Here is a 24,168-nt window from a genome sequence, read left to right as displayed (position 1 = left end):
CGCGGTGGTGCGGCTTCATGTTGGGTGTGCGATGTGGACGCACAAGGCGTGGGCGGGGCGGTTTGTGCCCGCGTCTTTGCCTGCCAAGGAGCGGTTGCGGGGGTATGCGGGGTGGTGCAACGCGGTCGAGGGGAACACGACCTTTTATGCGACGCCCGCGCGGAAGACGGTTGAGGGTTGGGCTGGGCAGACCGGGGCTGATTTCCGGTTCGTGGTCAAGGTGCCCAAGGTGGTCACGCACGAACGCCGGTTGGTCGGGGTCGAGACCGAGATGCGGGCGTTCCTGGACGCGATCGAACCCCTTGGGGAGCGGGCTGTTCTGTGGACCCAGTTGCCCAGTTCGTTCGGGCCCAACGACACCGACACCCTGGAGCGGTTCTTGCGCAGGCTCCCGGCCGATCGCAGGCGCGCGGTGGAGGTGCGGCACCCCGAGTTCTTCGCCGACGCCGCCGTGGGGTTGGAGGGTGTTCTGGATCGGGTGCGGGCCGAGTGGGTGCCGTTCGACACCACGGTGTTCTTCGGGCGGCCGCCCACCAGCGAGGCCGAGCAGGACGCTTGGGGCAAGAAGCCCCGGCTGCCGCGGCGGACGCGGGCGCTGACCGATCGGCCGGTTGTGCGGTACCTGGGGCGGGACTCGGTCGCGGAGACCGTCGAGGGGTGGGGGCCGTGGGCGGAGGTGGTCGCCGGGTGGCTGCGCGAGGGCCGGTCGCCGACGGTGTTCCTGCACACGCCCGACAACGACGAGGCGCCCGCACTCGCGCGCCGGTTCCACGACGACGTACGGGCGCTCGTGCCCGAGCTCGAGGCGCTACCCGAACCCGAACCGGTGGAGCCCGCGACCCTGTTCTGAATCCGGGCGTTAGGGGGTCGGCGTGAACCGGTCGATTTGCCGCGCACCTCGGCGGAACGGCTGGTGGTCGGCAGCGGGCGGGTGGTAGCTCTGCGGGGTCGGCGTGAGCACGGTCTTGGGAGGCAACAGATGCCCGCAGCGGGGAACAAGCAGATCCGGCCGTTGGTCGGCGGTATCCGCGTCGAGGGCAGGCGGGGCACCGACCGGCTCGCCTCGGCGACGTTGGGGCTCGTCATCGACGCCAATGGGCCGCTGTTCCGGTTCGTGACCGCCGGGCACGCCGTCGGCGCCGAGGGCGACCTCGTCGGCCAGCCCACGTTGACCTCGATCGCGGGCGTCGTCCAGACCAACCTGCTCAGCGACGGCGCGGACCTGGCGGTGATCAGCGGATCGGTCGGGGTGCCCGCGAAGGTGGGCGCGGTGTGGGTCGACGAGAACACCACCATCACGGTGAAGTTCGACAAGCCCGGCCTGCCCGACATCGGCGCGGCGGTCGTGCTGCAGGGCGCCAACACCGGCGCGGTGACCGGCAAGGTCCTGCACAAGTCAGCCGACGTCCGCGACGGCACAACCGGCGAACTCGTCCACAACGTTGTCGTCGTGGACTACACCCAACCCACCGCCGTCGGCGACAGCGGCGGCCCCGTCCTGTCCGCCCTCCAGGACGGCGCCCTCTGCTACGGCCTCCACGGCGGCGTCGCCACCGTCGACGGCAAACGCGTCGGCTGGTTCACCCCCTTCGCCAACGTGGAGTGGTGATCCGGGCGTCACACGGCACCGGGATACTGGCTCTGTGACAGCAACGAACCGAGAGGTGTTCGACGCCTTCTCGACTCTCTACGCCGTTGTTCTCCACCACCGAGCCGGAGCGGGGCGACGCGTCAAGTGGTCGCCCCAACACTCCGCTTGGCTGCGCAACCGCGACTATTCCAGGTACCGATCACCGGCTGACTGCTGGTTGGCGGCTCCCGGTCATACCTTCGACACGCCCGACCGCCCGGACGACGACGAGTTGGCGAGTGCGGCGACTCTGGCCATGTCCATCACCGAGAGGTGGACCTGTCAGCGGTGTCGGCACTCCGCACCGGGCCAGCACTTCATCGCGCCCGATGTCCACGGAGAGCCAGAGCTCTACTGCGTGCAGGCGCCGTCCTACTCCGTCGTGCACTCGTCCGGCGGGCAAGGATCGGTCAAGCACTGGGGCAGCCCGTTCGGGTGCCAGGCTGTCGCCAGCCACTTCGACTCGGCGTTGGCCTCCGACAGGTTCATCGGCCCGGTCGCGATCTACCTGTATGGCGAGCCGCTAGTCGCCGACGAAGTCCTCGCGCGCGAGTGGTGCTCACGCTGCGCGAGCGCGGCCCACAATGTCCGACAGGGCGAATCAGCGGCTGAGCATGCGAGACGAACGGCTCGGCAGGATCGGAAGAGGTTGATTCGCGAGCTCGACCAGTACGAACGCTGACCCTCCAGCACACCGGCCGGATGCTGTGACCACCGAAGCGGGTTGATCATCAGGAGAACTGGGACGGGCAGCCGGGGCCAAGGACAGGTTGGTGGAGCGGCCTTTGTGTCCACGTCGCAAGGGCGCAGGACGAGGGCGGTGTGCTCAAGTGAGGACCGGATCCGGATGGTGGCCCCACCGGGCCGACAGCCTCCACATCGGATTCGAGGACCACGCTGGTCGAGGTGAGGACGTCATGACGGCTTCCAGCGCGCGGTTGCCGCTTCGACATCTCCGGAACACCCGTCAACCCTCATACTGCCCACAATGGACATTCCCATTGATCACGCGCGGGCGTAGCGGTCGGCCAGGACGCGCAGGAGGGGGCGCAATTCAGCCGGGGACTCGACGGTGAAGTCCATGCCTAGTAGGCCGATGAAGACGGCGACGGTTTCCAGGGTGTCGGCGCCGGTGACGAGGACGGATGTGGTGGGGTCAAGGGATTCCACGGCGCCGACGGCGGGGTTGATGCGGGAGAGGACGGTTTCGGCCGGGGCGTTGACGCGGAGGCGGGCGTGGACGTTCCAGCCGCTGGAGGCTATGCGGCGCATGGCGAAGGCGGTGTAGTCGCCGTCCTCGATGGGGGTGGGGGTGAAGCGGCGGTGGGTGCGCATGCGCGGGGTGAGGCGGTCGGCCCGGTATACGTCCCACTCGCCGGTGGCGGGGTCGCGGGCGACGAGGTACCAGCGGCGTTGCCAGGACAGCAGTCGATAGGGCTCGACCAGGCGCGCAGCGTCGTCGTAGTCGAAGCGGAGCTGTTCGGTGCTGTGGATCGCGGTCGCGACAGCCCGCAACGTGTCCGGGTCGACCTCCGGGTCCGGCGCGTCGGTGGCGGTGTTCTCGGGCGCGTGCTCGATGGCCGACGACACGGCCTCGACGGCGGGCCGCAGGCGCGGGGGCAGGACCTGTTCGAGCTTGGCCAGGGCGCGGGAGCTGGCGGCCTCGATCCCCGCGATGCCGCGTCCAGCGCGCAGCCCGATGGCCACGGCGACCGCTTCCTCGTCGTCGAGCAGCAGCGGGGGCAGCTTCCCGCCCGCGCCGAGCCGGTACCCGCCGAGGGCGCCCCGGGTGGCGTGGACGGGGTAGTCCAGCGCCCGCAACCGCTCGATGTCGGTGCGGACGGTCCGGGTGGTGACGCCGAGGCGCTCGGCCAGCTCCGTGCCGCTCCACACCGGTCGGGACTGGAGCAGCGAGAGCAGGGTGAGCAACCGGGCTGGGGTGTCGGCCACGGGCTCCTCCATTAGGAAGTAAACGTTCCTATATGCACTCTAGCGTTGTGGTCATGACGAACACGAGCATCCGCCCCTTCCGCGTCGAGATCCCCCAGGCCGACCTGGACGACCTGGCCGACCGCCTGGCCAGGACCCGGCTGCCCCAGCCCGCGCCCGGGGACGACTGGGCCACCGGCACGCCGAACCACTACCTGCGCCAGGCCGTCGTCGCGTGGCGGGTGTTCGACTGGCGGGCCGCCGAGGAGCGGATCAACTCGCACCCGCACTTCATCACCGACATCGAGGGGCAGCCGATCCACTTCATCCACGTCGAGTCGCCGCGCGCCGACGCGGTCCCGCTGCTGCTCCTGCACACCTACCCGGGGTCGTCGGTGGACTACCTGGACATGATCGACCAGCTCGTCCACCCCGCGGCGGGTGAGCAGGCGTTCCACCTGGTGATCCCGGACGCGCCCGGGTTCGGGTTCTCCACGCCGGTCACCGAGGCCGGGTGGACCTCCGCCCGCACCGCCCCCGCCTACGACGCCCTGATGCGCCGCCTCGGGTACGACAGCTACGGCGCGCACGGGTCCGACCAGGGCGCGATCATCGCGAGGGAGCTGGGCCTGCTCGCCCCCGCCGGGTTCCTGGGCCTGCACGTGCTGCAGCTGTTCTCCTTCCCCTCCGGCGACCCGGCCGAGTTCGAGCGCCTGGAGCCGCAGGACTACGCGAGCCTGGAGCACATGCAGTGGTTCCAGAAGGTCGGCGGCTACAACACGATGAACGCCAGCCGCCCCCAGACCATCGCCGCGGGGCTGAGCGACTCCCCCGTCGGCCTCCTCGCCTACAGCGAGCTGTTCCACTCCTTCGGCAACGGCACGTCACTCGTCCCGCTGGAAACGGTGCTGCTGGAGGTTTCCGTGGCCTGGTTCACCAACGCGGCCGCGGGAATGGCGCGCTCGTACTACGAGAACGCGAACGCGCCCGAGTCCACGGCGGTCAACAACAGCCCGACCGGAGTGGCCGTCTTCCGCGACGACTTCCAGACCATCAGGGTCTTCGCCGAACGCGACAACACCGCCATCACCCACTGGAGCCGCTTCAACCAGGGCGGTCACTTCGCGGCCCTGGAAGTCCCCGAACTGGTGGCCGCCGACATCCGCGCGTTCTTCGCCACGCGGCGCTAGGTGCGCGCCCGCGGCCGAGGTGGCCCGGCTACCTCGGCCGCACCCACCTGGTGGTCGAGAACGCCGAGGCTCGCGGTTCTAGGGCTCGTACCTGGCCGCGATGGTGGTGGCGCGGTTGTGCAGGGTGGTGCGCAGCCACGGCGGGGACAGGGCTTCCGCGTTCGGTCCCAACTGCCACAGGGCCCACTCCGCGTGTCTGGGGTCTTGGAAGGTCACCTCCAGCCGCAGCCAGCCGTTGGGTTCGGTGGATTCGGATGTCGCCGCCAGGGCGGTGTTGAGCAGGGTTTCGCGGTGGTCGGGGTGCAGCCGGAGCAGGACGGGGACTTGGTCGCCGCCTGCGCGGAAGCGGGTGCTCCGGTCTTGCCAGGCCCGGTCGAGGTTGACCTGGGGTGGGCGTTGGGCGGGTTCGGCGAGTTCCTCGGCGGCCAGGACGCGGGAGAGGCGGTAGGTGCGGTCGGCGCCTGCTCTCGTGGCCAGGAGGTAGCCCTGGCCCCGCACGGTGACCAGGCCGATCGGGTCGACCGTGCGCCACTTCGGGGGTTGACCGGCCGCCGCGTAGTGGAGGCGGAGTTTGTGGCCCGCGAAGACGGCGCGGCGGATTTCGGCGAGGACGGCGGTGGGGATCTCCTCGGGGGCCGGTTTGCGGCCGAGCAGGTCGGTCTCGGGGTCGATCAGCAACCGCTGGACCGCGCCCGCGGCGGTGGCGCGGTAGGACTCGGGGAGGGCGTCGACGACCTTGCGCATCGCCGAGGCGAGTGCCGTGCCGAGGCCGAACGCCTGGGCGCCGCGGCGGGACCCGGCGACGAGCAGGGCCAGTGCTTCGTCGTGGTTGAGGCCGGTGAGTTCGGTCTGGAAGCCGGGCAGCAGGGCGAACCCGCCGGTGCGGCCCCGTTCGGCGTAGACCGGCACGCCCGCCGCCGAGAGCGCCTCGATGTCGCGCAGCACAGTGCGGGTGGAGACCTCCAGTTCCCGCGCCAAGGCGGTCGCGGACAGCCGACCGTGCTGGCGCAGCAGCAGCACGATCGCCACCAACCGGTCGGCTCGCACGGTCGAACTCTACCCGAAATACATGACACAGGATGTCGTGATTGACCCAGGAGACTGCTGACCACAACCCGAGAGGAGCTGGCATGGCAGTGGAGCGCACGACCATCAACCCGGTGACGTGGTCGATCGAATTGGGGTTCAACCAGGGCGAAGTCGTCTCCGGACAGACGAGGACCCTGTACTGCTCCGGGCAGACCGCGGTGAACGCCGACGGTCGGCCCGAACACGAAGGTGACATGGCCGCGCAGTTGGCGCTCGCGCTCGACAACCTGGAGGCCGTCCTCGCGGCGGCGGACATGACGCTCGCGAACCTCGTCCGGCTCACCGTCTACACGACCGACGTCGACCTGCTGTTGCGTCACTACGGCGGGTTCACGGCGAGGCTGGGTGCGGCCGGGGTCGCGCCTCCGTCCTCGATGCTCGGGGTGACCCGGCTGGCGGTCCCCAGCCTGATGGTCGAACTCGAGGGCACCGCCGTCGCGTAGCGCGCGGAGTTCCTCCATCGGGGTGGACCGGTAGGCAAGGGCGCCAGGGGTCGATACCGTTGGCTGTTCCTGGGATCGGGGGGCGGCCATGGGGATCCGTGAGCGCCGCGCGGCGGACGGGGACGACCGCGCGGCTGAGGTGGCCAACGCGGTCGAGTCGTCAGTGGTCAACGGACTCTTGGTGCAGGCGCACACGGCCACGTTCGAGAACACCCATCACCACCACGCGCCGTGGCGGCCGCCCAGGAGTGCGGTCATCGCGGCCGTGGTGGTGCTGGTCGTCGCGGCGGGCTGGTTCCTCCTGGAGATCACCGCACCCACACCACCGGAACCCGGCGAGCCCGTGGCGCAGGTGGGCACGGCGACCGCGGTCGGCGGGTTGGAGTACGCGCTGCCCGAGCCACTCGGTCCGGGTGCGGAGTACGACGGACTCCTGGACACCAGCGACCCGGGGTACCACGTGCCGTCGGACACCCGGTACGTCCCGGTTGGCCAGACCACGGTGTCGTTCTTGGTCAAAGGCAACAGGTCCACGCCGGTGCAGATCACCGACGTCAAGCCGGATATCACGCAGCGGCGGCCACCGCTGGCGGGCACGCTGCTGGTCTACCCCCCGCCCGGCAACGAGAAGACCGCGATCGACCTCAGCGCAGGCCTCGACGACCCCCGGTTGATCGTGCGGGATCCGGCGAAGCCGGACACGCGGTGGTTCTCCGAGCACCGCGTCGAGTTGGCCAAGGGCGAGAACCAGCAGTTCTCGGTGACGTTCTTCGGCAAGCTCGCGTCCTACTCGTTTCGGATCGTGGTCGACTACATCGACGGCGACGGCACAGCAGGCCGGTTGACCGTCTCCGCGGAGGGCGGCGTGCCGTTCCAGGTCACCGGGAAACCGGTCGACGGCCGCTACGGAACCGTGTTCCTGCCGAACTTCCCGGCGGGTGGGGGGTGGCACCCGTGCGGCACCCTGCCCACCGACGTGTGCGTCCGATGAGGACAGTGCTCGCCTGCCTCTTGCTGGTGGCCGGGTGCACCGCCGACACCCCCGCACCGTCCGAGGCGCCCAAGCCACCACCGACACCAGGGCTGGCGTGGCGGACCAAGGTGCCGGGCAACGGGTACGCGCTCGTCGACGGCACGGTGTTCGCCGGGTCGCAGGGCGGTGTGACCGCAGTCGAGGCCAAGACCGGTCGGACGATGTGGCGGTTCGAGTCGCCGGAGGGGATGAACGTCGTCAGCTGGGCGGTGACCGGCCGTGCGGTCACGGTCGCGGTGGACGCGACCAAGGTGACCGAACTCGACGTCGAGGCGGACTGGCAGACCATCGGGCTCGACGCGGCGACCGGCGGGCGGCTGTGGGACATCGACCGCGAGGAACTGCTGCCGTCACTGGACTACTTCGCCGTCGAAGGCCCGCCGGTACACCTCGCCGCGAGCGCGGGGATCGTGATCACGCCGTGGTACGACGACAACGGTGACTCCGAGTTGGTGGGCGTCGAGGCCCGCACCGGGGCGATCGCGTGGAGCACTTCCCTCGCGGAGTTGGATTTCGCGGGGTTCAGCGGGTGCCTCGTCACGGTCAGCGACCTCACCCTGGAGGACCTCCCGCTGGTGGTGGCCGACGACACCCTGGCCGCGGTGGTCGCCCGGTGCGCGCAGGGTCGGGTGGTGTTCGGGTTCGACCCGCGCACCGGCGAACCGAAGTGGGCAACGCCGATCCCGCCGGAACAGCCGGGATACCTGCTGATGGACCACGGCGTCCTGGTCGTCACGCAGTTCGGCCCGGGAACCGTGCTCGCGGCCGACGGCCGCGTGGTCTACACCGGGCACTTGCCCCCCGAACAGCCGGTGATGGCCGTGGTCGGTGACACGGTGGTGGTGTCGGGGATGGCGGGCACCGACGACCCGCTCCTCGGGATCGACCTGCGCGGCGGGGGCGTGCGGTGGTCGCTGCCCCGGCCCAGCGGTGATCTCCCGACGAACAACCTCCGGCGCAACGGTTACCGGGCCATGACGGCATCGGGTGACGCCGTCCTCGGTTACCGCTCTTCGCCGGGTGGCACCCCGGACGGGCTCTTCCTGTGGGCGAACCTGCTGCCCGTCGTGGTGGACAGCATCGACCCCGCCACCGGCACGATCCGGTCCACCCCGCTCACGGTGACCGGCCTGGGCGAGTGGTTCGCCGTCGCCGACGGCACCCTGCTCGCCCTCACCGGGAACGTCCTGAACGCGGTCCCCCTCACCGCTGGCGGCGCCATCGAGCACACCAACGCCGCCGCGCCGATCGACCGGTGGCCCGACCCGTGCGAGCTGTTGCCCGCCGAGCAGCTCGAACAGTGGTGGCCAGGCCGTCCGCCGAAACCCGTCGGCACACCGGGAACACTCCTGTCACAACCGCTCCCCCACCCGATCCACTGCTCCTACACCGACCTGGACGGCTCGGTCCCCGCGATGATCACCGTCGACTGGACGGCGGCGGACCCCCAGGACGCGGCCGCCTTGGCCACCAGCGCGCACCTGGCGTCCGCGGGCCTGAACGCCGACGTCGAGCCGAAACCCCTGGTGCCCGACATCGGCACCTGGGCGATGCGGGGCAACGGCGAGGACTCCATCACCCTCCACACCGGAACCGTCATCGTCAGCGCCTACTCCTGGGACCCGGCTGTCCCCGCGGTCCAACTGGCCAAGGCCGTCACCGCCGAGCTCCAGGCGTTGGGCTACCGCTGAACCGCCCACGAGGGGTTAACGGACACCGAGCGGGCAGCGACTGACCAGGTGAGGTGATCACATGGCCAAGCCGTTCCTCTCACCCGACGGCAAGCGGCGGTTGTACCGCCTGCTGTCGGTGTACGCGACCGCTTTCGGGGCCTGTGCGGCGTTGCAGCAGTTCTTCCAGCCGTTCACCGAGAACGCGGTGTGGGCGCTGGTCACCGCGGGCGCGGGGACGGTGGTGATCGGCGCGGTGATCCTGGCGTACGTCCTGTTCCGGGAGCACAGCGGCCGCCGAACGGCACTGTCGGTGTTGGTGCAGGTGGTCCTGGTGGTGGTCGGCGCGGGCGGTGGGGTGCTCGTCGGGGCGACGCTGCGGGCACCGGTCGCGCCACCGGCGTCGGGCGCCTCGGGTGGCGGCACCACAGCGGTCACGGCCACGACAACCACGTCCGTGGTCACGGTGACCACCACCACGACCGCCGCCGGTCAGTCGTCCACCCCGGTGAACCCGGTACCCGCGCCGACGACCCCGGCTTCGACCACCACCACGACCAGAGTGGTCATCCCGATCACCACGACCACGACGAACCAACCGCCACCGCCACCGACCGCTTTCGGTTTCAGCACAACGGGACCGGTCACCTACTGCACGGACCTCAGCGGCTGGGGCACGGTTCCGCCGGAAGGCCGAGCGGTGATCCTGGTCCGGCAGGTCGACAGCCCCAACGTCTTCTACGAACAGCCCATCGACTTCCACGGCGACGGCACGTGGACGGCCAACAACATCTACGTCGGCAACCCCGGTGAGGAGAACGACTACATGCTCACCGCCCAGGCCATGACCCAGTCCGACGTCGACTGGTACAAGCGGTACTACACCAACTCGCAGGACCCGGTGTCCGAGGTGCATGGGCGGCCGCTGGGGGCCAAGGAGTTCCACCGCTGGAACCAGCCGAACACCTGCTGACCCGCGGCCGCATCTGGCGTGATCGGAAGGACCGTGGTTACGATCGGGCAATGGCTACCTGGTCGCCCATGCACAGCAAGCCCTACACGCCGGTGCCCTACCGGCCGGAGCGGATTCCGGCGGAGGAGGCGTTGCGGGTCGCGGCCGACCTGCGGGTGCGGATGCAGCAGCGCAGGACGGTGCGGGCGTTCTCCGAGGAGCCGGTGCCGGAGCAGTTGGTGCTCGACGCGATCGCGGTGGCGGCCACGGCGCCGTCAGGGGCGCATCAGCAGCCGTGGACGTTCGTGCTGGTCAAGGATCCCGTGGTGCGGGCGCGGATCCGGGAGGCGGCCGAACAGGAGGAGCGGCTCTCCTACGACGGGCGCCTGGGTGAGGAGTGGCTCTCGGCGCTGCTGCCGCTGGGGACCGACATGCACAAGCCGCACCTCACCGACGCGCCCTACCTGCTTGTGGTGTTCGAGCAGCGGTACTTCCTCGACGGGGACGAGCAGCACAAGCACTACTACGTCGGCGAATCGGTCGGTATCGCGGTGGGGATGCTGCTCACCGCGCTGCACCTGTCCGGACTGGCGGCGCTGACGCACACGCCCAGCCCGATGCGGTTCCTGTCCGAGGTGCTCAACCGGCCGCGCAACGAGAAGGCGTTCGCGGTCATCCCGATCGGTTACCCCGCACCGGACGCCGTGGTCCCCGACCTGGTCCGCAAGGGTCTGGACCAGGTCATCGTCGAGGTGTGAGGACCGTCGCCACCGAGGCAGGCCGCACTCAGCTGCGGAACCAGCGCAAGAACCCACCAGGGAGGAAGGACAACGGGATGGCGGTCAACGCCTTGCCGTAGACGTCGTTGGCCCGGCCGATCTCCTGGTCGGCGCCCGCCTTCACCGCGTGGAAGATCTCCCGCGCGCCGGAACCATCACCGCCGTGCCACTTCACCAGGCCCAGTTCGTAGTGGGATTCCAGGGTGAAGGGGTGCGTCGGGCCCATGGCCGCCAACTGGGCCTCGTACGCCTCGGCGAAGATCGCGCCACCCGTGGCGTAGTAACCGAGGCCGTTGTGGGCGAGGCCGATCAAGTGGCGGGAGCGCAGGCACAACCGGTGGGTCGGGCCCAGGCGGCGGGAGAGGAGGTCGGGCAGGTCTCGGTAGCGGTCCAGCACCTCGGGCCACTTGCCCACGCCCACCATGGCCTCCATGTGGGTCACGGCGAGTGCGAGGGTCTTCGGGTTGTCCGGGCCGTGGCGGTGGCGGGTGATGGCGAACTGGTCGCGCAGCTCGGCCTCCGCCGCCGCCCGTTGCTCGGCTCCGGGGATCGGCTGGAGGATGAAGATCTTCAGGTGGGCGGCGTGCAGGAGGGTGGCGGCGTCGACGGCGTGCTGGTGCTCTGGCATCCCCCGGTCGCGGTAGTGGTCGACGATCCGGCGGGCGGTGGAGCGGGCGGCTTCCCGGTCGCCGATGTCGGCCTCCAACCAGGCGAGTTCCAGGTGGGCGGGGACGAGGACCTCGAACGGCACCGCCGCTCGGACGAGCTCACGGGCCAGGTCGCGAGCTCGCCGCAGGTGTCCGAGGAGGCGGACGTTGCGGAGGTGGGCGGTGCGGATCTCGACCTGCTCGACGTCGGTCAGCGCGTGCAGCGGACCGGCGAGGACCTCGCGCCACCGGACTTCGGCGTCGCGGTGCGCACCGAGGTCGTCCAGGACCGTGGCGCGCAGCGAGGTGACGAGTAGGCGCGTCGGGGGGTCGAGGTCCAGCGCATCCAAGCGGTCGAGGTGGGCCGTCGCCTCGGCAAGGTGCCCAGCGGCCCGTCTCGCCTGGGCGGCTCGCACCAGGTGGCGGGGCGTGTCCGGTCGCAGGTCGGCGAGGTTCTCGTGCAGCGGGGCCGCCAAGACCGGTTCACCGTGGGACTCGTAGTGCGCGGCGGCGAGGACGTTGAGGGGTTCGACGTAGGCGGATCCGACGACGTGGTCGAGCAGAGCGACCGCGTGTTCAACGAGACCTGTTGTGCCGTCGGCGAGTTGCAGCAGTTCATGGGCTGCCACAACCGCTGTGGAGAGCAGGGTGCTCGGCTCCGCGTCCTGCCTGGCGGCGGTGCGGACGAGGTTGTGGACCTGCCACGCGGCGCCCACCCGCTCGACCAGGTGAGCCTTGTCCAGCTCGGCGAGCAGCGTGTGGGTGGCGACACCGGGGGCGAGCGCGGCGAGGACCCTGTCGACGAAGCGAGCGGGTAGCGGCGTTGACGCACAGATCGCGGCCAGGGCGAGGATAAGGCGCTGCGGACCCGGGATCCCCTCGATGCTTCGCCGCACCGCCAGGAGCGCGACGTCGAGCACGGCGGCGTCGGAAGTCAGATCAGCGACCCGGTCCCGCAGTTCCCAGAGCCCTTCACGCCCGCGGGAGCCGTCCGCCGCGAGCAGGATGGCGTAGGGGTGCCCGCCCAGCTTCGCGACCAACTCGTCAACGGCGAGGGCCTCCTCCTCGGAGTGCTTCTGGTAGGCGGTGAACAGCTCCCGCCCGTCCTCCGGCACCAACCCGCGCACGCGGACCTGGTCGGCGAACCCAGGCGGGAACTCCTGCCGCGCAACGAGAATCGTGTGCACGTTCGACGCGGGCAGCACGAGCTCGGCCAACGCCCCCTCGGCGAGACCGCTCGGCACGTCGTCGATCACCCACAACGACGGCAGGTCCAGGTGCTGCCGCCACCAGGCGAGCACACCGGACCTCGAACGATCCACAATGGACTCATCGAGCGCGGCCAACTCGGCGGTGTACCAGTACCGGAGGTCGACATCGCTCGCCCCGGCGAGCGAGATCCAGTACACGCCGCCTGGGTAGAGGAATCCGAAGTCGCGGGCGTACGAGCGCACCAAGGCGGTCTTGCCGATCCCCGTCATCCCGCTCACGGCGGCGATCGGCGGCCCGCTGGTCACCTCCACCAGTGGTTCCTCCCCGCGGTGCAGCGCGCTGTGCAGGCGCCAGCGGTCGCCGTACCTGCCGACGAACGTGGCGGTCGGCACGGTCGCCGCGTTCTCCCGCGGTGTCACCGGATCGGCGAAGCTCAACCCGGGGAACGGTGTGCCGACCAGGTCGACGGCCACCTTCACCTGCGCGACCAGCTCGGCGAGTTCCCGGTCGGAGGTCCAGGTGTTCCAGTACCGGTGGGCGCGCGCGTGCAGCGGACCGAGGTGGCCGGTGGCCGGGTCATCCGGGTTGATCACCAGGATGCGCCGCTCGACCTCGTTGGCGCGCAACGCCGACAGGTAGGCGTGGTGCAGTTCGAACTGGCAGGCCGACCGGTGCGCGAAGGAGTTGGAGTAGTAGGCGAGCAGGGTCTTGGACGTGCGCAGGCCGGTCTCTATATCGCGGGTGATGCTGTGCCCGTGGTGGATGTCGCGCTTGTCCATGAAGACCTTCAGCCCCGCCTTCGTCAACGCGGCGTAGAGCTGCTCCGCGCGCTCGCGGTCATCACCGCTGTAGGACAAGAAGATGTCGAGAAGGCGCTCCATGTGGCGACCATAGACCGACTCGGCAGGCGAATGCTTACCTTGGTACAAAAGGGGTCAACTCCGCACCACGGCGTACTTTGCCTTTTGTCCTGCTTTCTTCCGGAAGTTGTCCTGTACGCGCGTCGCACCCGGGTGTTCCGATTAGCCGGTCCGCTCCGGGGAGGGCGGCATGACGCGTCTGCGGGTGGGCAGCCGCGCGGCGAGGATGTGAGGGAACAACCATGGATCGTGCGTTGGGGAGCCAGTACACGCTGGGCGAACTCCTCGGTTCCGGCGCGATGGGGCAGGTCTACCGGGGGACCGACCACCAGGGGCACCAGTACGCGTTCAAGCTGTTGCGCGGGGATCTGGTGGACAACGCCGACTTCGTCTCCCGGTTCCACCAGGAACGGTCCATCCTGGTCGCGCTGCGCGGCGAGAACCTGGTCGCCGTGCACGACCTGGTGATCGAGGGCAACACGGCGGCGATCGTGATGGACCTGGTCTCCGGCGGGACGTTGCGCGAGCAGCTGACGGCGACCGGGCCGCTGCTGCCAGCCGAGGTGGCCAGGATCGGCGCCGGGATCGCCAACGCGCTGCACGCGGTGCACCAGGCGGGCATCGTGCACCGCGACGTGAAACCCGAGAACGTGCTCATGGACCACGCGGCACCGATCCGCACGCCCAGGCTGACCGACTTCGGGATCGCGAAGATGGCTGAGGGGTCCCGGGTCGGGCGCAGCACGGTGATGGCGGGCACGCCGCAGTACGCGGCCCCCGAGGTCGCCGACGGCCAGTCCGTGACGCCCGCCGCGGACCTGTACTCGCTGGGCATCACGCTCTACGAGATGTGCTGCGGTGTCCCGCCGTTCCACGGCGAGTCGGTGCTGCAGGTGCTGCGCAGCCACGCGGACAAGCTGCCCGGCCGCCCGGACGGCATCCCCGACGAACTGTGGGACGTCATCTGGAGCCTGCTGCAGAAGAACCCTGCCGCGCGACCCCAGTCGGCGGGGCAGGTCAGTGCCGCGCTCGCCAGCCTGGCGCAGCGGTTCTGGCAGGCGCAGATCCCGGTCGCGCCCCGGTTGCAGGCGCCGCCGCCGGGATTGCCGATGGGGCAGGGGAACACGAACGAAACGGTGCTGCGCATGCCTGGACCGGTCGGCCCGCCTGCCCCGCGCAAGAAGCGCAAGCGCTTGCCGATCATCGCCGCCGCCACGGTGCTGCTCGTCGTGGCTGCGGGTGGGGGCTGGGCGTTGGCGACACGGGAGAACGCCGCGAACCCGACCAGTTCGGACTCGGGCGACAGCGGCTCGGAGCCGACCTCCGAGACGACGTCCGCACGAGGTGGGCGGACGACAACCTCGGCGCAGCGGACGACGAAACCGGAGATCCGGCTGGAGTCCATGCCGGACCTGGTCGGGCTGAAGCTGGGCGAGGCGCGCGACAAGCTCCCGCAGTCCATGGAGGTCGAGATCGTCGACCAGATCGACGACAAGAGTCCCGACGGCACGGTGCTGACCCAGGAGCCCGCCGCAGGCGAGAAGGTGGACGACAAGGTCAAGCTGGTCGTCGCCCGTCCCGCCGTGACGGTGTACCTGGACGAGCTGCCCACCACCTTGGGTGAGTGGTCCGACAACGGGACCAAGGCGATGGGTGGCAAGCAGTTCCTCCACTCGCTGGCCTGGGGCGGTTACTCCCACTACTCGTGCACGTCGAGATCAGTGTCGGTGGAGTACAATCTCTCCAAGGGCTTCCGGCGGTTGGTGACCTCGGTGGGCATCGCCGACGACGCTCAGATGACCGACTTCAAGTTGCAGTTGGAGGTCTTCGCCGACGGGCGGCAACTGATCAGCCAGCCGATCGAGTTCGGCAAGGTCGAGCCGCTGGACTTGGACCTGACCAACGTGCTGCGGTTGAAGTTCCAGTGGATCGTCACCAGCAAGGCCGAGACCTGCGGGAGAAACCTCCTGGTCCTCGGTGAGGCGAAGTTGTTGGGCCTGGCCAGCGAGGTGCCGGTGTCGGGTCTGCCGCCGCGGCCGAGCAGCGGGTCCAGCGGGAGCTCCAGCCCCAGCACCACGACCACCACCGGCTGAGCCGGTGGCACCGTCCGACCGGGACCTGGTGGTCACCTCCGGCGCGCGCCGCTGGGCGTTCGCGCCGGGGGTGGTGGTGCGCATCGGCCGGGCGCCGACCTGCGAGGTGGTGGTCGACGACCCGGCCGTGTCGCGGGAGCACCTGCTCGCCGAGTACGACGGCGGGTGGGTGGTCCGCGACCGCTCGTCCTCCGGCGGCACCAGCCTGCGCGGTGAGCGCGTGTCCCGGTTCACCGTCGGCCAGGAGACCGTGGTGCGCCTGGCCGACGCGGTGGAGGTGGTGCTGCACGTCGGTGAGCGCGCGCCGGGTGGTGAGGTGCGGATCGGGCGCGCGCCGGACAACGACATCGTCCTGGTCGACCCGATGGTCTCGCGCAGGCACGCGGCGGCCCGCCGCAGCGGCGACGACTGGCTCGTCACCGACCTGGGCGGGCGCAACCCGACGCTGCTCAACGGCGCGGCGATCACCGGGAGCACCCTGGCGCGGGTCGGTGACACGCTGACGCTGGGGTCCAGCGAGGTCGTGGTGGCCGAGCACGGCTTGAGCCAGGTCCCGCGGTCGGCGCACCACCTGGTGGTCGACGACGTGACGCTGTCGCTGCCCGACGGGCGGAACCTGCTCTCGGGGGTGTCGCTGGACATCGCGCCCGGCGAGTTCGTCGCGGTCGTCGGTCCTTCCGGGGCGGGCAAGTCGACGTTGCTCAAGGTGATGACAGGCGACCTGGCGCCGAGTGCGGGGCGGGTGACCTACGACGGCACCGATATGTGCGGTCACGGTGCCGTGCGGACCCTGATCGGGACCGTCCCGCAGGACGACGTGCTGCACACGTCGTTGTCGGCGCGCGCCGTACTCGCGCACACCGCCGCGCTGCGGTTGCCCGCTGACACAGGGCGCGCGGAGCGCAGGGACGTCGTGGACGGCGCACTGTCGCAAGTGGACCTCCTGGAGCACGCGGGTACGCGGGTCAAGGACATGTCCGGCGGTCAGCGCAAGCGGGTGTCGATCGCGATGGAACTGCTGACCTCTCCCCCGCTGCTGGTGCTCGACGAACCGACCTCCGGCCTCGACCCGAACCTGGACCGGCAGATCATGGCCACCCTGCGGTCCATCGCCGACCGGGGGCGGTCGGTGGTCGTGGTCACCCACAGCACCGACAACCTGGCCTGGTGCGACCGGATCCTCATCCTGGCCGCACCGGGCGGCGTGCCGATCTTCCTGGGACCACCGGCCGACCTGCGGGTGCGCTTCGGTACAGCCGACTGGGCCGAGATCTTCGAGGAAGCCTCACGGCACAGCGCGCCGGAACCCCTGCGCACACCAGCCCCACGACGTCCAGCGGGGACGGGCTCGGCGCCTGCGCCTGCTGTGCGCTCATGGCGCGCGCAGGCCCGAACCCTGGTGATCCGGCACATTGCACTGATCGCAGCGGACCGAGCCTATGCGACTTTCCTGCTGTGCATGCCTTTGGTGCTGGCCGTGCTGGCTTTGGCGGTGCCGGGGAAGGGCGGGTTCGGACCACCGGATCCGGACGACCCAGGCGAAGCGGGCCAACTGCTGGTACTGCTGTTCGTGGGCGCGGCGTTCACCGGTGGCGCGTGCGGGATCCGGGAGATCGTGGCGGAACGGGCGATCTTCCACCGAGAACGCGCGGCGGGTCTACCGGTGCGCGCCTACGTCGTCGCCAAGGCGGTCGTGTTCGCGGTGGTGTGCGCGGCGCAGGCGACGTTGCTGGTCGGCGGGACCGTGTTGGTGAAACCCGCCCCGGAGTCGGCGGTGGTGTTGGTGAACCCGGCACTGGAGCTGGCGGTCGCCGCGGCCCTGACCGGCTTCACCTCGTGCGCGGCGGCGTTGTTCCTGTCCAGCGTGGTGCGCTCGGCGGAACAGGCGATGCCGGTACTCGTGGTGGTCGTCATGGCCCAACTCGTCCTCTGCGGCGGCATGATCCCGGTGACGGGTCGGGTGGTACTGGCACAGGTGTCCTGGCTGGCTCCCAGTCGGTGGGGCTACGCGGCGGGGGCATCCACTGTAGACTTGAGTGCGCTGCCGGGCATGCAGGACGACCCCCTGTGGCACCACAGCCCACCGTGGTGGCTGCTGTCGGGGGGCGTACTGGTCGCGCTCGCGGCAGTGTTCCTGTTGCTACTCACCCGCCGCTTGGCCCGATCCGGTCGGGGTGGGCGGTGAGGGCGCCCAGGCCAGACGGCCGAACCGCCCGGAGGCAACCGCGGTCCACCGTTGCCGCGCAACAAGTGTGCCACTGGGAGGCGCCCAGACAATCCCAACCGGTGGGGCCATGGGGCCACGCCAGCCGCAGGAGACCTCATGGCATTGCCCGGACCACCCACGGCGGCGCAGTCAGTGGTGGCTGCAGCCAGCGGAAGGTCTGGTCGCGCTCGGGGCGGTGTTCCCGTTGCTACCTACCCGCCGTCTGGCCCGAGCGGGTCGGGGTCGGCGGTGAGGGGGTCTTGGGTCCAGGCGGCGCCGAAGGAGAGGTGGGGTTTGAGGTTGGTGAAGCTCAGGTGCGCCTCGCCGACCGGGTCGAGGTCGAGGGGTTCTCGGGGGGCGGTGTGGTCGTCCACCTCGGTCGGCAGGACGCCGTCTATTCGCCAGGCTTTGGCGGGGGTGTTGGCGGGGCCGAAGCGGACGCGCAGGTCGAAGCGGGAGCAGGGGAAGCGGGGCGTGCACAGGTAGAACGACGACATCGTCGCGCGGTCGGCGAAGGTGTAGCGCAGGTGGTACTCGTGTTCGGCGCCGGGCGCGAGTTCCCTCGGCAGCACCAGTCCGTAGCCGAGGCGGGACCGGGAGTGGCGCAGGTGCGTGGTCAGCGTGCCGCCGTAGAGGACGTCGAGGTGGGGGTTGTCCGGGGACAGGCCGCTGTCGTCGGTACCGACCGGGACGGAGAACTCGAGGTCGATGGCGCTCAACGGCTGGCCGGTGACCAGGATCCGCCACCGCTCGTACACCTGCGGTGTGGCCTGGTCCAGCACGACCGTGCTCGACAGTGTCGTTGTGCGCCAAGGCTGGACGTCGGCGGGCGGGGGTTCGGGGAGCCGTTCGTGGCGGGCGAGCGCGCCCTGGGCGATGAGCAGCAGGCCGTCGTCGATGCGGCGGATCACGGTGCGGCTGTCGCGGTCGAGCTCCCCGGCGATCAGGTCGATCCGGTCGGTCAGCGTGGGCAGTCTGCTGTGCGGGGTGAGGGCGTAGGCGATGAGCACGGCCTGGCGCAGGTCGTGCGGTAACGGTTCGGCCAACTCGCGCAACTGTTCGGCCAGTACGGCGACCACCCGCGCGTCGTCGCCGTGCAGTCCGAAGACCTGGCGCACCCGGTCGGTGATCTGCCGCGCGACGTGCGGGCTGCCCAGGCCCCGGCGTTGGCGCAACGGTTTGAGGTCGGTGACGAGTGCCTCGGCGGTGATCGGCATGCGGGTCCTTTCCGCGGACACCGGCCGGGGAGGTCGTGGTGCCCCGCGCGGGCCATCTTGGCGCGCACGCGATAGCTGTTCGCTCACCCGCACCCGCGTGTTGCGCCGTGGCGGCCGGGTTCACCCGACCGCCGCAACGCGCGCGCCCGCTACCGGGGCCTGCGGAGCCGGACCAGGCCCGCGAGCAACGAGCGCGGCGTGACCTTCAAGCTCGCGCCGAGCATGGTCATCTCCAACGCCTGCTCGGTGGTCGCGCCGTAGTTGTCGCGCTGCAACCGGGCCGCGCGGTCGGCCAGGGCGCAAGCCTCGGCCCGGCGTCCGCACCCGAGCGTCGCGATGCCCAGTTCGAAACGGGTCGAGATCGCGTCCACGTGGGCCTCACCGAGGACGGCCACCTGGCGCGGCAGGACATCGGCGAGCACCTCCCGGGCACGCTCCCAGTCGGTCACGGCGACCCGGGCCGCACCCACCGTCGAACGGGCGCGCAGCCGCAGCGGGTGATCGGCACCGAGGACGTCGATCAAGCTGGTGTCCAACGGGGACAACAGGTCCAGCGCGGGTCCGGGTTGCTTGCTCGCGACCAGGGCGCGCGCGTGCCGCACGCGCAGGTCGAGGGTTCGGGGGTTGTGTGGTCCGAACCACTCCCCCGACCTCGCGGCGAGCACGCCGAGCCGGTCGGTCGCCGCGCGCCACCGCTCGTCGGTCCAGTTCCAGTCGGCGAACGCGATCGCGACGTCGGCGTCCGCCGCGGTCGCTTCGGCGTCTTTGGCGACGCCGTGCTCGGGGAGGCCGACCTCGGCGAACAGGTCGACGACCGACCGGGCGAGGTCCCGTGCCCGGTCGACCTCCCCGGCGAGCACGAGGGTCGCGGCGAGTTCGACGGTCGCCGCGGGCCAGGGTCCCCGGTGGGCGCCGCCGGGGTGTTCACGGCGGATCTCGGGGTGCACCTCGGTGATCACGGCGAGCGCTTCGGCGAACCGGCCTCGGCGGCGCAGGGCCGCCGATCGCGCCACCAGGGCGGTTGGTCGCTCGGTTTCCGGCAGCCATCCCGGGATCGCGTCGGGCAGCACGGCGTCGGCGGCGTGGTAGTCGCCCGCGTGGTCGTGGGCGGTCGCGGCGAGGAACCTGGCGCGGTACTCGGTTTCCCGGTCACCCGAGGTGGCGGCTCGGTCGACGGCGAGGGTGGCGTGGGTGATCGCGGCCCGGTCGCGGGCGGCGACGGCGAGTCGTGCCGCGGTGAGCAGGTCGCCGGTCGCGCACAGCAGGCCTGCCAGGCGAATCGCTTGCTCGATGGCGTCGCGGGCGGAGGGCGCGTCGCCGAGGTCCTCGTGCCTGCGCGCTGTCAACCGGAGCAGTTCCAAGGCTTCATCCCTTGGCAGGGCGGCGTTTCCGGCCAGGACACGGGCGTGCAGCAGGAGGCGGCGGTCCACCGGTTCGGTCCGCAACGCGGCGGCGACGGTGCGCGCGGCGAGCCTGGCCAGGTCACCGCAGGTGTCGGGGCCGAGTTCGCCGCGGGTCGCGTCGGCGACGAGCGACTGCGGTTGCCAGCCGTCCGGGTCGACGCGCCGCAGGAGGCTCTGCTCGGCGAGTTCGGACAGTGCCGCGGCGACCTGGACCGCCGTCGCCCGCCCACCCGCGACGAGCCCGGTGGCGACGAGCCCGCCGCTGAACGGCGCGTCGGCGAGGGCCGCGGTGAACCCGAGGACCAGCCGGGCGACCTTGGACTGTGCGTCAACCTGTGCGGCGTGCAGGTCGACGCCGCCGCGCGCGATCGCCGCCAACTCCTCGTCGAACTGCTCGATGGCTCCGGTCCCCCGCGCCGCGGCGAGCCTGCTCACCGCGATGGACAGCGTTTCTGGATGACCGCCGCAACTCTGGGCGAGCGAGTGGATCGCGTCCCGCTCACGGTCGTCGAGGTCGTGCCACTGAGCCCGCAACAACTCCTCGGCCTCGGCGCCGTCCAGGCCGCCGAGTTCGACGTGGGTGACCGGCCACTGAGCGGTGATGGACCGCGCGGTGATCAGCGTGTGGGCGCGCGGCGAGGGGACGACCAACTGGTCGAGCACGTCGGCGGTCAACCCGGGCGGGAGGTCGTCGACGACGATCAGCACGTCCTCGGTGAGCAGCCCCGCCGCGGCGGGCCCAACCCGGTCCGGCGGCAGATCCGCGAGCCGGTTGCCGAACCGCGCGGCGGCCCTCAGTTGCTCGGCGAAGTGAGTCAGCACATCCTTCCCCGCGATCCGCAACCCGCTGCCGTCCATGTTCAACCAGAGCACACCGCCGGGATAGGCGTCGCGGAAGAGGAAGGCGTAGTGGCGAGCGGTCGCACTCTTGCCCATACCGTTGGGCGCCTTCAGAACGGCGACGGAGTGTCCGTACGGCTTGGTCACCGCCGAGAGCAAGCCGCCGTGGAGTGCACTGTGGACCGTCCACATCTCACGGTACCGCCCCACGAACCGCCTGGGCTTGACGACTTCCGGATCCAGGTCGTTGGTGACTAGGCCCACGCTGGGAGAACCCGCTTTGCCCGCTACGAGCGCGGCGACCTTGCGCGGGTCGGGATCGCGGTACCAGTCGTAGTAGCCCGCATCGGTGAGCTCAACCGGGGCGATGTGGTGCTCATCGGGCTCGGGGTTGATCACGAGGATCTTCCCCATGGGGTCCCCGTGCGCACCGAGGAACGCGCGGGTGAGCTCCCACTGGCACGCATACCTGGTCGGATAGCGGCGGGAGTAGAAGACGACGAACAACTCGGCGGCGTCAACCTCGGCGGCGAGTGTCGCGGTGATGCGGTCGAACGTGGCGATATCGGTGTCGCGGAAGACGCGGACGCCCGGTTCCCGGCGCAGGGCGCGGTCGATGCGGTTCACGTGGGCGAGGTCGGACCAGGTGTAGCTCAGGAAGACCACGCTCATGTCGGCATGATGGCGGGAACGGGGCGGCGGGGGAACAGCGGGAGCCAGACAGATCCAGGACAGATGCGGGCGCGGGTCAGGTGCGGGCGCTCTCCCGGATGTGGGTGGGCAGCTCAAGCCACCACCGGGCCGCTGTGCGCACCGGGTTCGGGAGGTCGGGTACCGACAGCAGTTCGGTGAGCACCGCGTCGTGGCCGGACATGCCCATCGCGTAGACGAGTCGGTCGAGCACGCTGATGTGGGCGGGTTCGCGGGTGTGGGCGAGGTGGTGGCGGACCGCCTGCCGGAACCAGTTCGCTGGGGTGTGGCCGCCGAGGTGGCCCAGGGAGTAGGCGGCGGAGTCCAGGACGGTCGCGGGTAGTTCGGGGTGGGTCAGCAGGCGTTCGACCATGCGCCGCTGCTCGGGGCCGCCCAGTTTGCGCAGGATCTGGAACAGGCGGTGCACCCGGGTGCCGGACGCGCGTGCGCGCAGTAGGCACTCGAGGTCGGCGGCGAGGGCCCTGGCCAGCGGGATCCGCAGCGGGCTCGCGTAGATGTGGAAGGTCGCCAGCAGGCGGATGTCGAAGACCGGGTGGCGGGTCATCTCGGTGACCCACACGGGTAGCAGCGGGTCCGCCAGCGCGCCCGCGACACCCGCCAATTCCGCTACCACCGAGTCCGGCAGCTGCGGCCGGGCAGGCACCTCGACCAGGCAGGCGACCTCCCGCAACAGCCGCGCCGACAGCCCGCCCCTGGCTTCGGCGGGCAGCCGCCGCAGCAGGCTCGCGGCGAGCAGGGCCAGCTCGCCGCCATCGGAGATCAGGTCGACCAGGGTGGGCAGCACCGCCCTGGCCATCGCGGGGTCGAGGTGGCCGTGGTCGAGCACCTTGACAGCGGTGAGCAGCGCGCCGTAGAAGGTCCGCTCGGTCACCGGGTCGGTGATGTGCCGCAGGACGGTCGTGGTCGCCATCGGGTCAGCGGTGGCGGAGAACGCGGCGAGCATGCCGATCATGCTCTGCGCACCCCGGTCCGCGGCGGACTCGGCGGCGACCGCGATCGCCCGCCGCCCGCCCACCGGGTGGGTGATCAACCGGTGGTAGGCCTCCGCCCGCACCATCCACGGCACCCCGTCGGCGATGTGCGACTCCACCAGCAGCCGCTGCGCCACCTGGTTCCACAGCCGCGACGGCGCCAGCGCGAGTCCAGGCACCGAGGCGATGGACCAGGTCAGCTCGTCCCAGTCGCGCCAGGACATCGGACCACCGCCCACCGCCCGGTCCAGCAACTCCTCCGACAACCGCCGCGTTTCGTCCAGCCGCCAAGAATCGCGTGCGGATTTCCCTTTGCTCACAAGGCACCACTCCCGGCCCGCGCGACTAGCCCTGGATGTCGGAGACCACCGGGTGCAGCGCCGACCCCAGACCCACGGCATCCGCGGGCGGCGGGCGGGTACACGATGGAACTGCGGTACGGGGTTCGTTGTGGACGGCGCAGAGCACGGGGAGGGGGTTGCGGCTCCCCCTGGGGGAGCGTGGATGCTCACCCCATGCCCGGCACCATTCCGATTGGCGAGTTCGCCAAGATGACGCACCTGACCGTGAAGGCCCTGCGGCACTACCACCGGTTGGGGTTGCTCGAACCCCGGCACGTCGACCCCCGCACGGGGTTGCGGACCTACGACCCGGGGCAGGTGCGGGCGGCGCGGATGATCCGCCGGTTGCGGGAGTTGGACATGCCGCTGGCCGAGGTCAAGGCGTTGTTGGCGGCGGAGGACCCCGCGGACCGGGATCGGGTGCTGCTGGCCCACCTGGACCACCTGGAGGGTGAGCTCGACCGGACCCGGGTGGCCATCGCGGGGTTGCGGCGGCTGCTCGCGCAGCAGGCGGTGGCGGCCGTGGTGCGGTACCGGGTGGTGGCCGACCAGCCCGCGGTGGGGATCACCCGGTTCGTGGACCGCACCGAGGTCAGGCGGTTCTGCCAGCAGGCGTACCTGGCCCTGCCCGACGACGGGAGCGGGCCGATGGGGGCGTTGTTCCCCGAGGAGCTGTTCGCCGACGGCGAGGGGGAGGTCACCGTGTTCCGGCCGGTCAGCACGCTGACCCCCACCCTGGTCGTCCCCGGGGCCACGCTCGCCGTCGCGGTGCACCAGGGGCGGTACGAGGACCTGGACGAGACGTACGGGGCGCTCGGGGCCCACGTCGCGGAGCTGGGGCTCGGGGCGGCGGGGCCGCTGCGCGAGGCCTACTTCGACGCCTCGCTGGAGCCCGGCGCGCGGCGGACCGAGGTTTTCTGGCCGCTCACCCGCACCCCCAACTGAGGAGACA

Annotated in this window: 17 protein-coding genes; 11 read left to right on the top strand and 6 right to left on the bottom strand. The window is 70.8% G+C overall.

The window, feature by feature from the left end; genetic code table 11:
* Positions 1–4 precede the first annotated feature (4 nt).
* Together JOD54_RS17520 and JOD54_RS17515 are read left to right on the top strand one after the other, a co-directional pair.
* The gene (locus JOD54_RS17520) at positions 5–850 is read left to right on the top strand and encodes a DUF72 domain-containing protein (RefSeq protein WP_504739768.1); all 846 of its coding nucleotides are present in this window, start codon (positions 5–7) and stop codon (positions 848–850) included.
* A 129-nt stretch (positions 851–979) separates the two neighbouring features.
* Positions 980–1,609, top strand: coding sequence for a chymotrypsin family serine protease (locus JOD54_RS17515; protein ID WP_204451559.1), 630 nt, complete (start codon positions 980–982; stop codon positions 1,607–1,609).
* Between the two features lie 1,026 nt (positions 1,610–2,635).
* Here the strand turns inward: JOD54_RS17515 and JOD54_RS17510 are convergent.
* The gene (locus tag JOD54_RS17510) at positions 2,636–3,580 is read right to left on the bottom strand and encodes a helix-turn-helix transcriptional regulator (RefSeq protein WP_204451558.1); all 945 of its coding nucleotides are present in this window, start codon (positions 3,578–3,580) and stop codon (positions 2,636–2,638) included.
* A gap of 53 nt (positions 3,581–3,633) precedes the next feature.
* Here JOD54_RS17510 and JOD54_RS17505 point away from each other — a divergent pair, with 53 nt between their 5' ends.
* A complete protein-coding gene (locus JOD54_RS17505) occupies positions 3,634–4,749 on the top strand; it encodes an epoxide hydrolase family protein (protein ID WP_204451557.1) in 1,116 nt (371 codons plus the stop codon).
* A gap of 78 nt (positions 4,750–4,827) precedes the next feature.
* Here JOD54_RS17505 and JOD54_RS17500 read toward each other — a convergent pair whose 3' ends face one another.
* Positions 4,828–5,796 (bottom strand): helix-turn-helix transcriptional regulator, encoded by a 969-nt coding sequence (locus JOD54_RS17500; RefSeq protein ID WP_204451556.1) that lies wholly within the window; start codon positions 5,794–5,796, stop codon positions 4,828–4,830.
* 89 nt (positions 5,797–5,885) lie between these two features.
* On the opposite strand from JOD54_RS17500, the gene JOD54_RS17495 reads away from it, so the two are divergent.
* The 5 genes from JOD54_RS17495 to JOD54_RS17475 all read left to right on the top strand — a co-directional run bounded on the left by JOD54_RS17495 (position 5,886) and on the right by JOD54_RS17475 (position 10,694).
* Positions 5,886–6,281: a RidA family protein gene (locus JOD54_RS17495; RefSeq protein WP_204456341.1), complete on the top strand. Its 396-nt coding sequence runs from the start codon at positions 5,886–5,888 to the stop codon at positions 6,279–6,281.
* Positions 6,282–6,369: 88 nt separating this feature from the next.
* Positions 6,370–7,272 carry a hypothetical protein gene (locus JOD54_RS17490; RefSeq protein ID WP_204451555.1) on the top strand — a complete coding sequence of 301 codons (903 nt, stop codon included), beginning with the start codon at positions 6,370–6,372 and terminating at the stop codon, positions 7,270–7,272.
* Positions 7,269–9,005 (top strand): outer membrane protein assembly factor BamB family protein, encoded by a 1,737-nt coding sequence (locus JOD54_RS17485; protein WP_204451554.1) that lies wholly within the window; start codon positions 7,269–7,271, stop codon positions 9,003–9,005. The genes JOD54_RS17490 and JOD54_RS17485 overlap by 4 nt, the downstream gene beginning before the upstream one ends.
* Positions 9,006–9,066: 61 nt before the next feature.
* Positions 9,067–9,957 carry a hypothetical protein gene (locus tag JOD54_RS17480; RefSeq protein WP_204451553.1) on the top strand — a complete coding sequence of 297 codons (891 nt, stop codon included), beginning with the start codon at positions 9,067–9,069 and terminating at the stop codon, positions 9,955–9,957.
* A 50-nt stretch (positions 9,958–10,007) separates the two neighbouring features.
* Complete coding sequence (locus JOD54_RS17475; protein WP_204451552.1) at positions 10,008–10,694, top strand: nitroreductase family protein; 687 nt, start codon at positions 10,008–10,010, stop codon at positions 10,692–10,694.
* 28 nt (positions 10,695–10,722) lie between these two features.
* Here JOD54_RS17475 and JOD54_RS17470 read toward each other — a convergent pair whose 3' ends face one another.
* A complete protein-coding gene (locus JOD54_RS17470) occupies positions 10,723–13,455 on the bottom strand; it encodes a tetratricopeptide repeat protein (protein WP_204451551.1) in 2,733 nt (910 codons plus the stop codon).
* A gap of 221 nt (positions 13,456–13,676) precedes the next feature.
* Here JOD54_RS17470 and JOD54_RS17465 point away from each other — a divergent pair, with 221 nt between their 5' ends.
* A complete protein-coding gene (locus tag JOD54_RS17465; protein ID WP_204451550.1) occupies positions 13,677–15,527 on the top strand; it encodes a protein kinase domain-containing protein in 1,851 nt (616 codons plus the stop codon).
* 4 nt (positions 15,528–15,531) lie between these two features.
* Entirely contained in the window at positions 15,532–17,712 is a 2,181-nt protein-coding gene (locus JOD54_RS17460; protein WP_204451549.1) for an ATP-binding cassette domain-containing protein, read from the top strand.
* Between the two features lie 233 nt (positions 17,713–17,945).
* Here the strand turns inward: JOD54_RS17460 and JOD54_RS17455 are convergent, their stop codons facing one another.
* The 3 genes from JOD54_RS17455 to JOD54_RS17445 all read right to left on the bottom strand — a co-directional run bounded on the left by JOD54_RS17455 (position 17,946) and on the right by JOD54_RS17445 (position 23,195).
* Positions 17,946–18,950 carry a hypothetical protein gene (locus tag JOD54_RS17455; protein WP_204451548.1) on the bottom strand — a complete coding sequence of 335 codons (1,005 nt, stop codon included), beginning with the start codon at positions 18,948–18,950 and terminating at the stop codon, positions 17,946–17,948.
* A gap of 149 nt (positions 18,951–19,099) precedes the next feature.
* Positions 19,100–21,865 (bottom strand): tetratricopeptide repeat protein, encoded by a 2,766-nt coding sequence (locus JOD54_RS17450; protein ID WP_204451547.1) that lies wholly within the window; start codon positions 21,863–21,865, stop codon positions 19,100–19,102.
* 76 nt (positions 21,866–21,941) lie between these two features.
* Positions 21,942–23,195, bottom strand: coding sequence for a hypothetical protein (locus JOD54_RS17445; RefSeq protein WP_204451546.1), 1,254 nt, complete (start codon positions 23,193–23,195; stop codon positions 21,942–21,944).
* Between the two features lie 195 nt (positions 23,196–23,390).
* On the opposite strand from JOD54_RS17445, the gene JOD54_RS17440 reads away from it, so the two are divergent.
* The gene (locus tag JOD54_RS17440; RefSeq protein ID WP_204451545.1) at positions 23,391–24,161 is read left to right on the top strand and encodes a MerR family transcriptional regulator; all 771 of its coding nucleotides are present in this window, start codon (positions 23,391–23,393) and stop codon (positions 24,159–24,161) included.
* Positions 24,162–24,168: the final 7 nt, after the last annotated feature.

The organism is Actinokineospora baliensis (genome assembly GCF_016907695.1).
Classification (GTDB): Bacteria; Actinomycetota; Actinomycetes; order Mycobacteriales; family Pseudonocardiaceae; genus Actinokineospora; species Actinokineospora baliensis.
The sequence above is the reverse complement of the archived record's forward strand: the minus strand, read 5'-3'. Positions and strand labels throughout refer to the sequence as shown.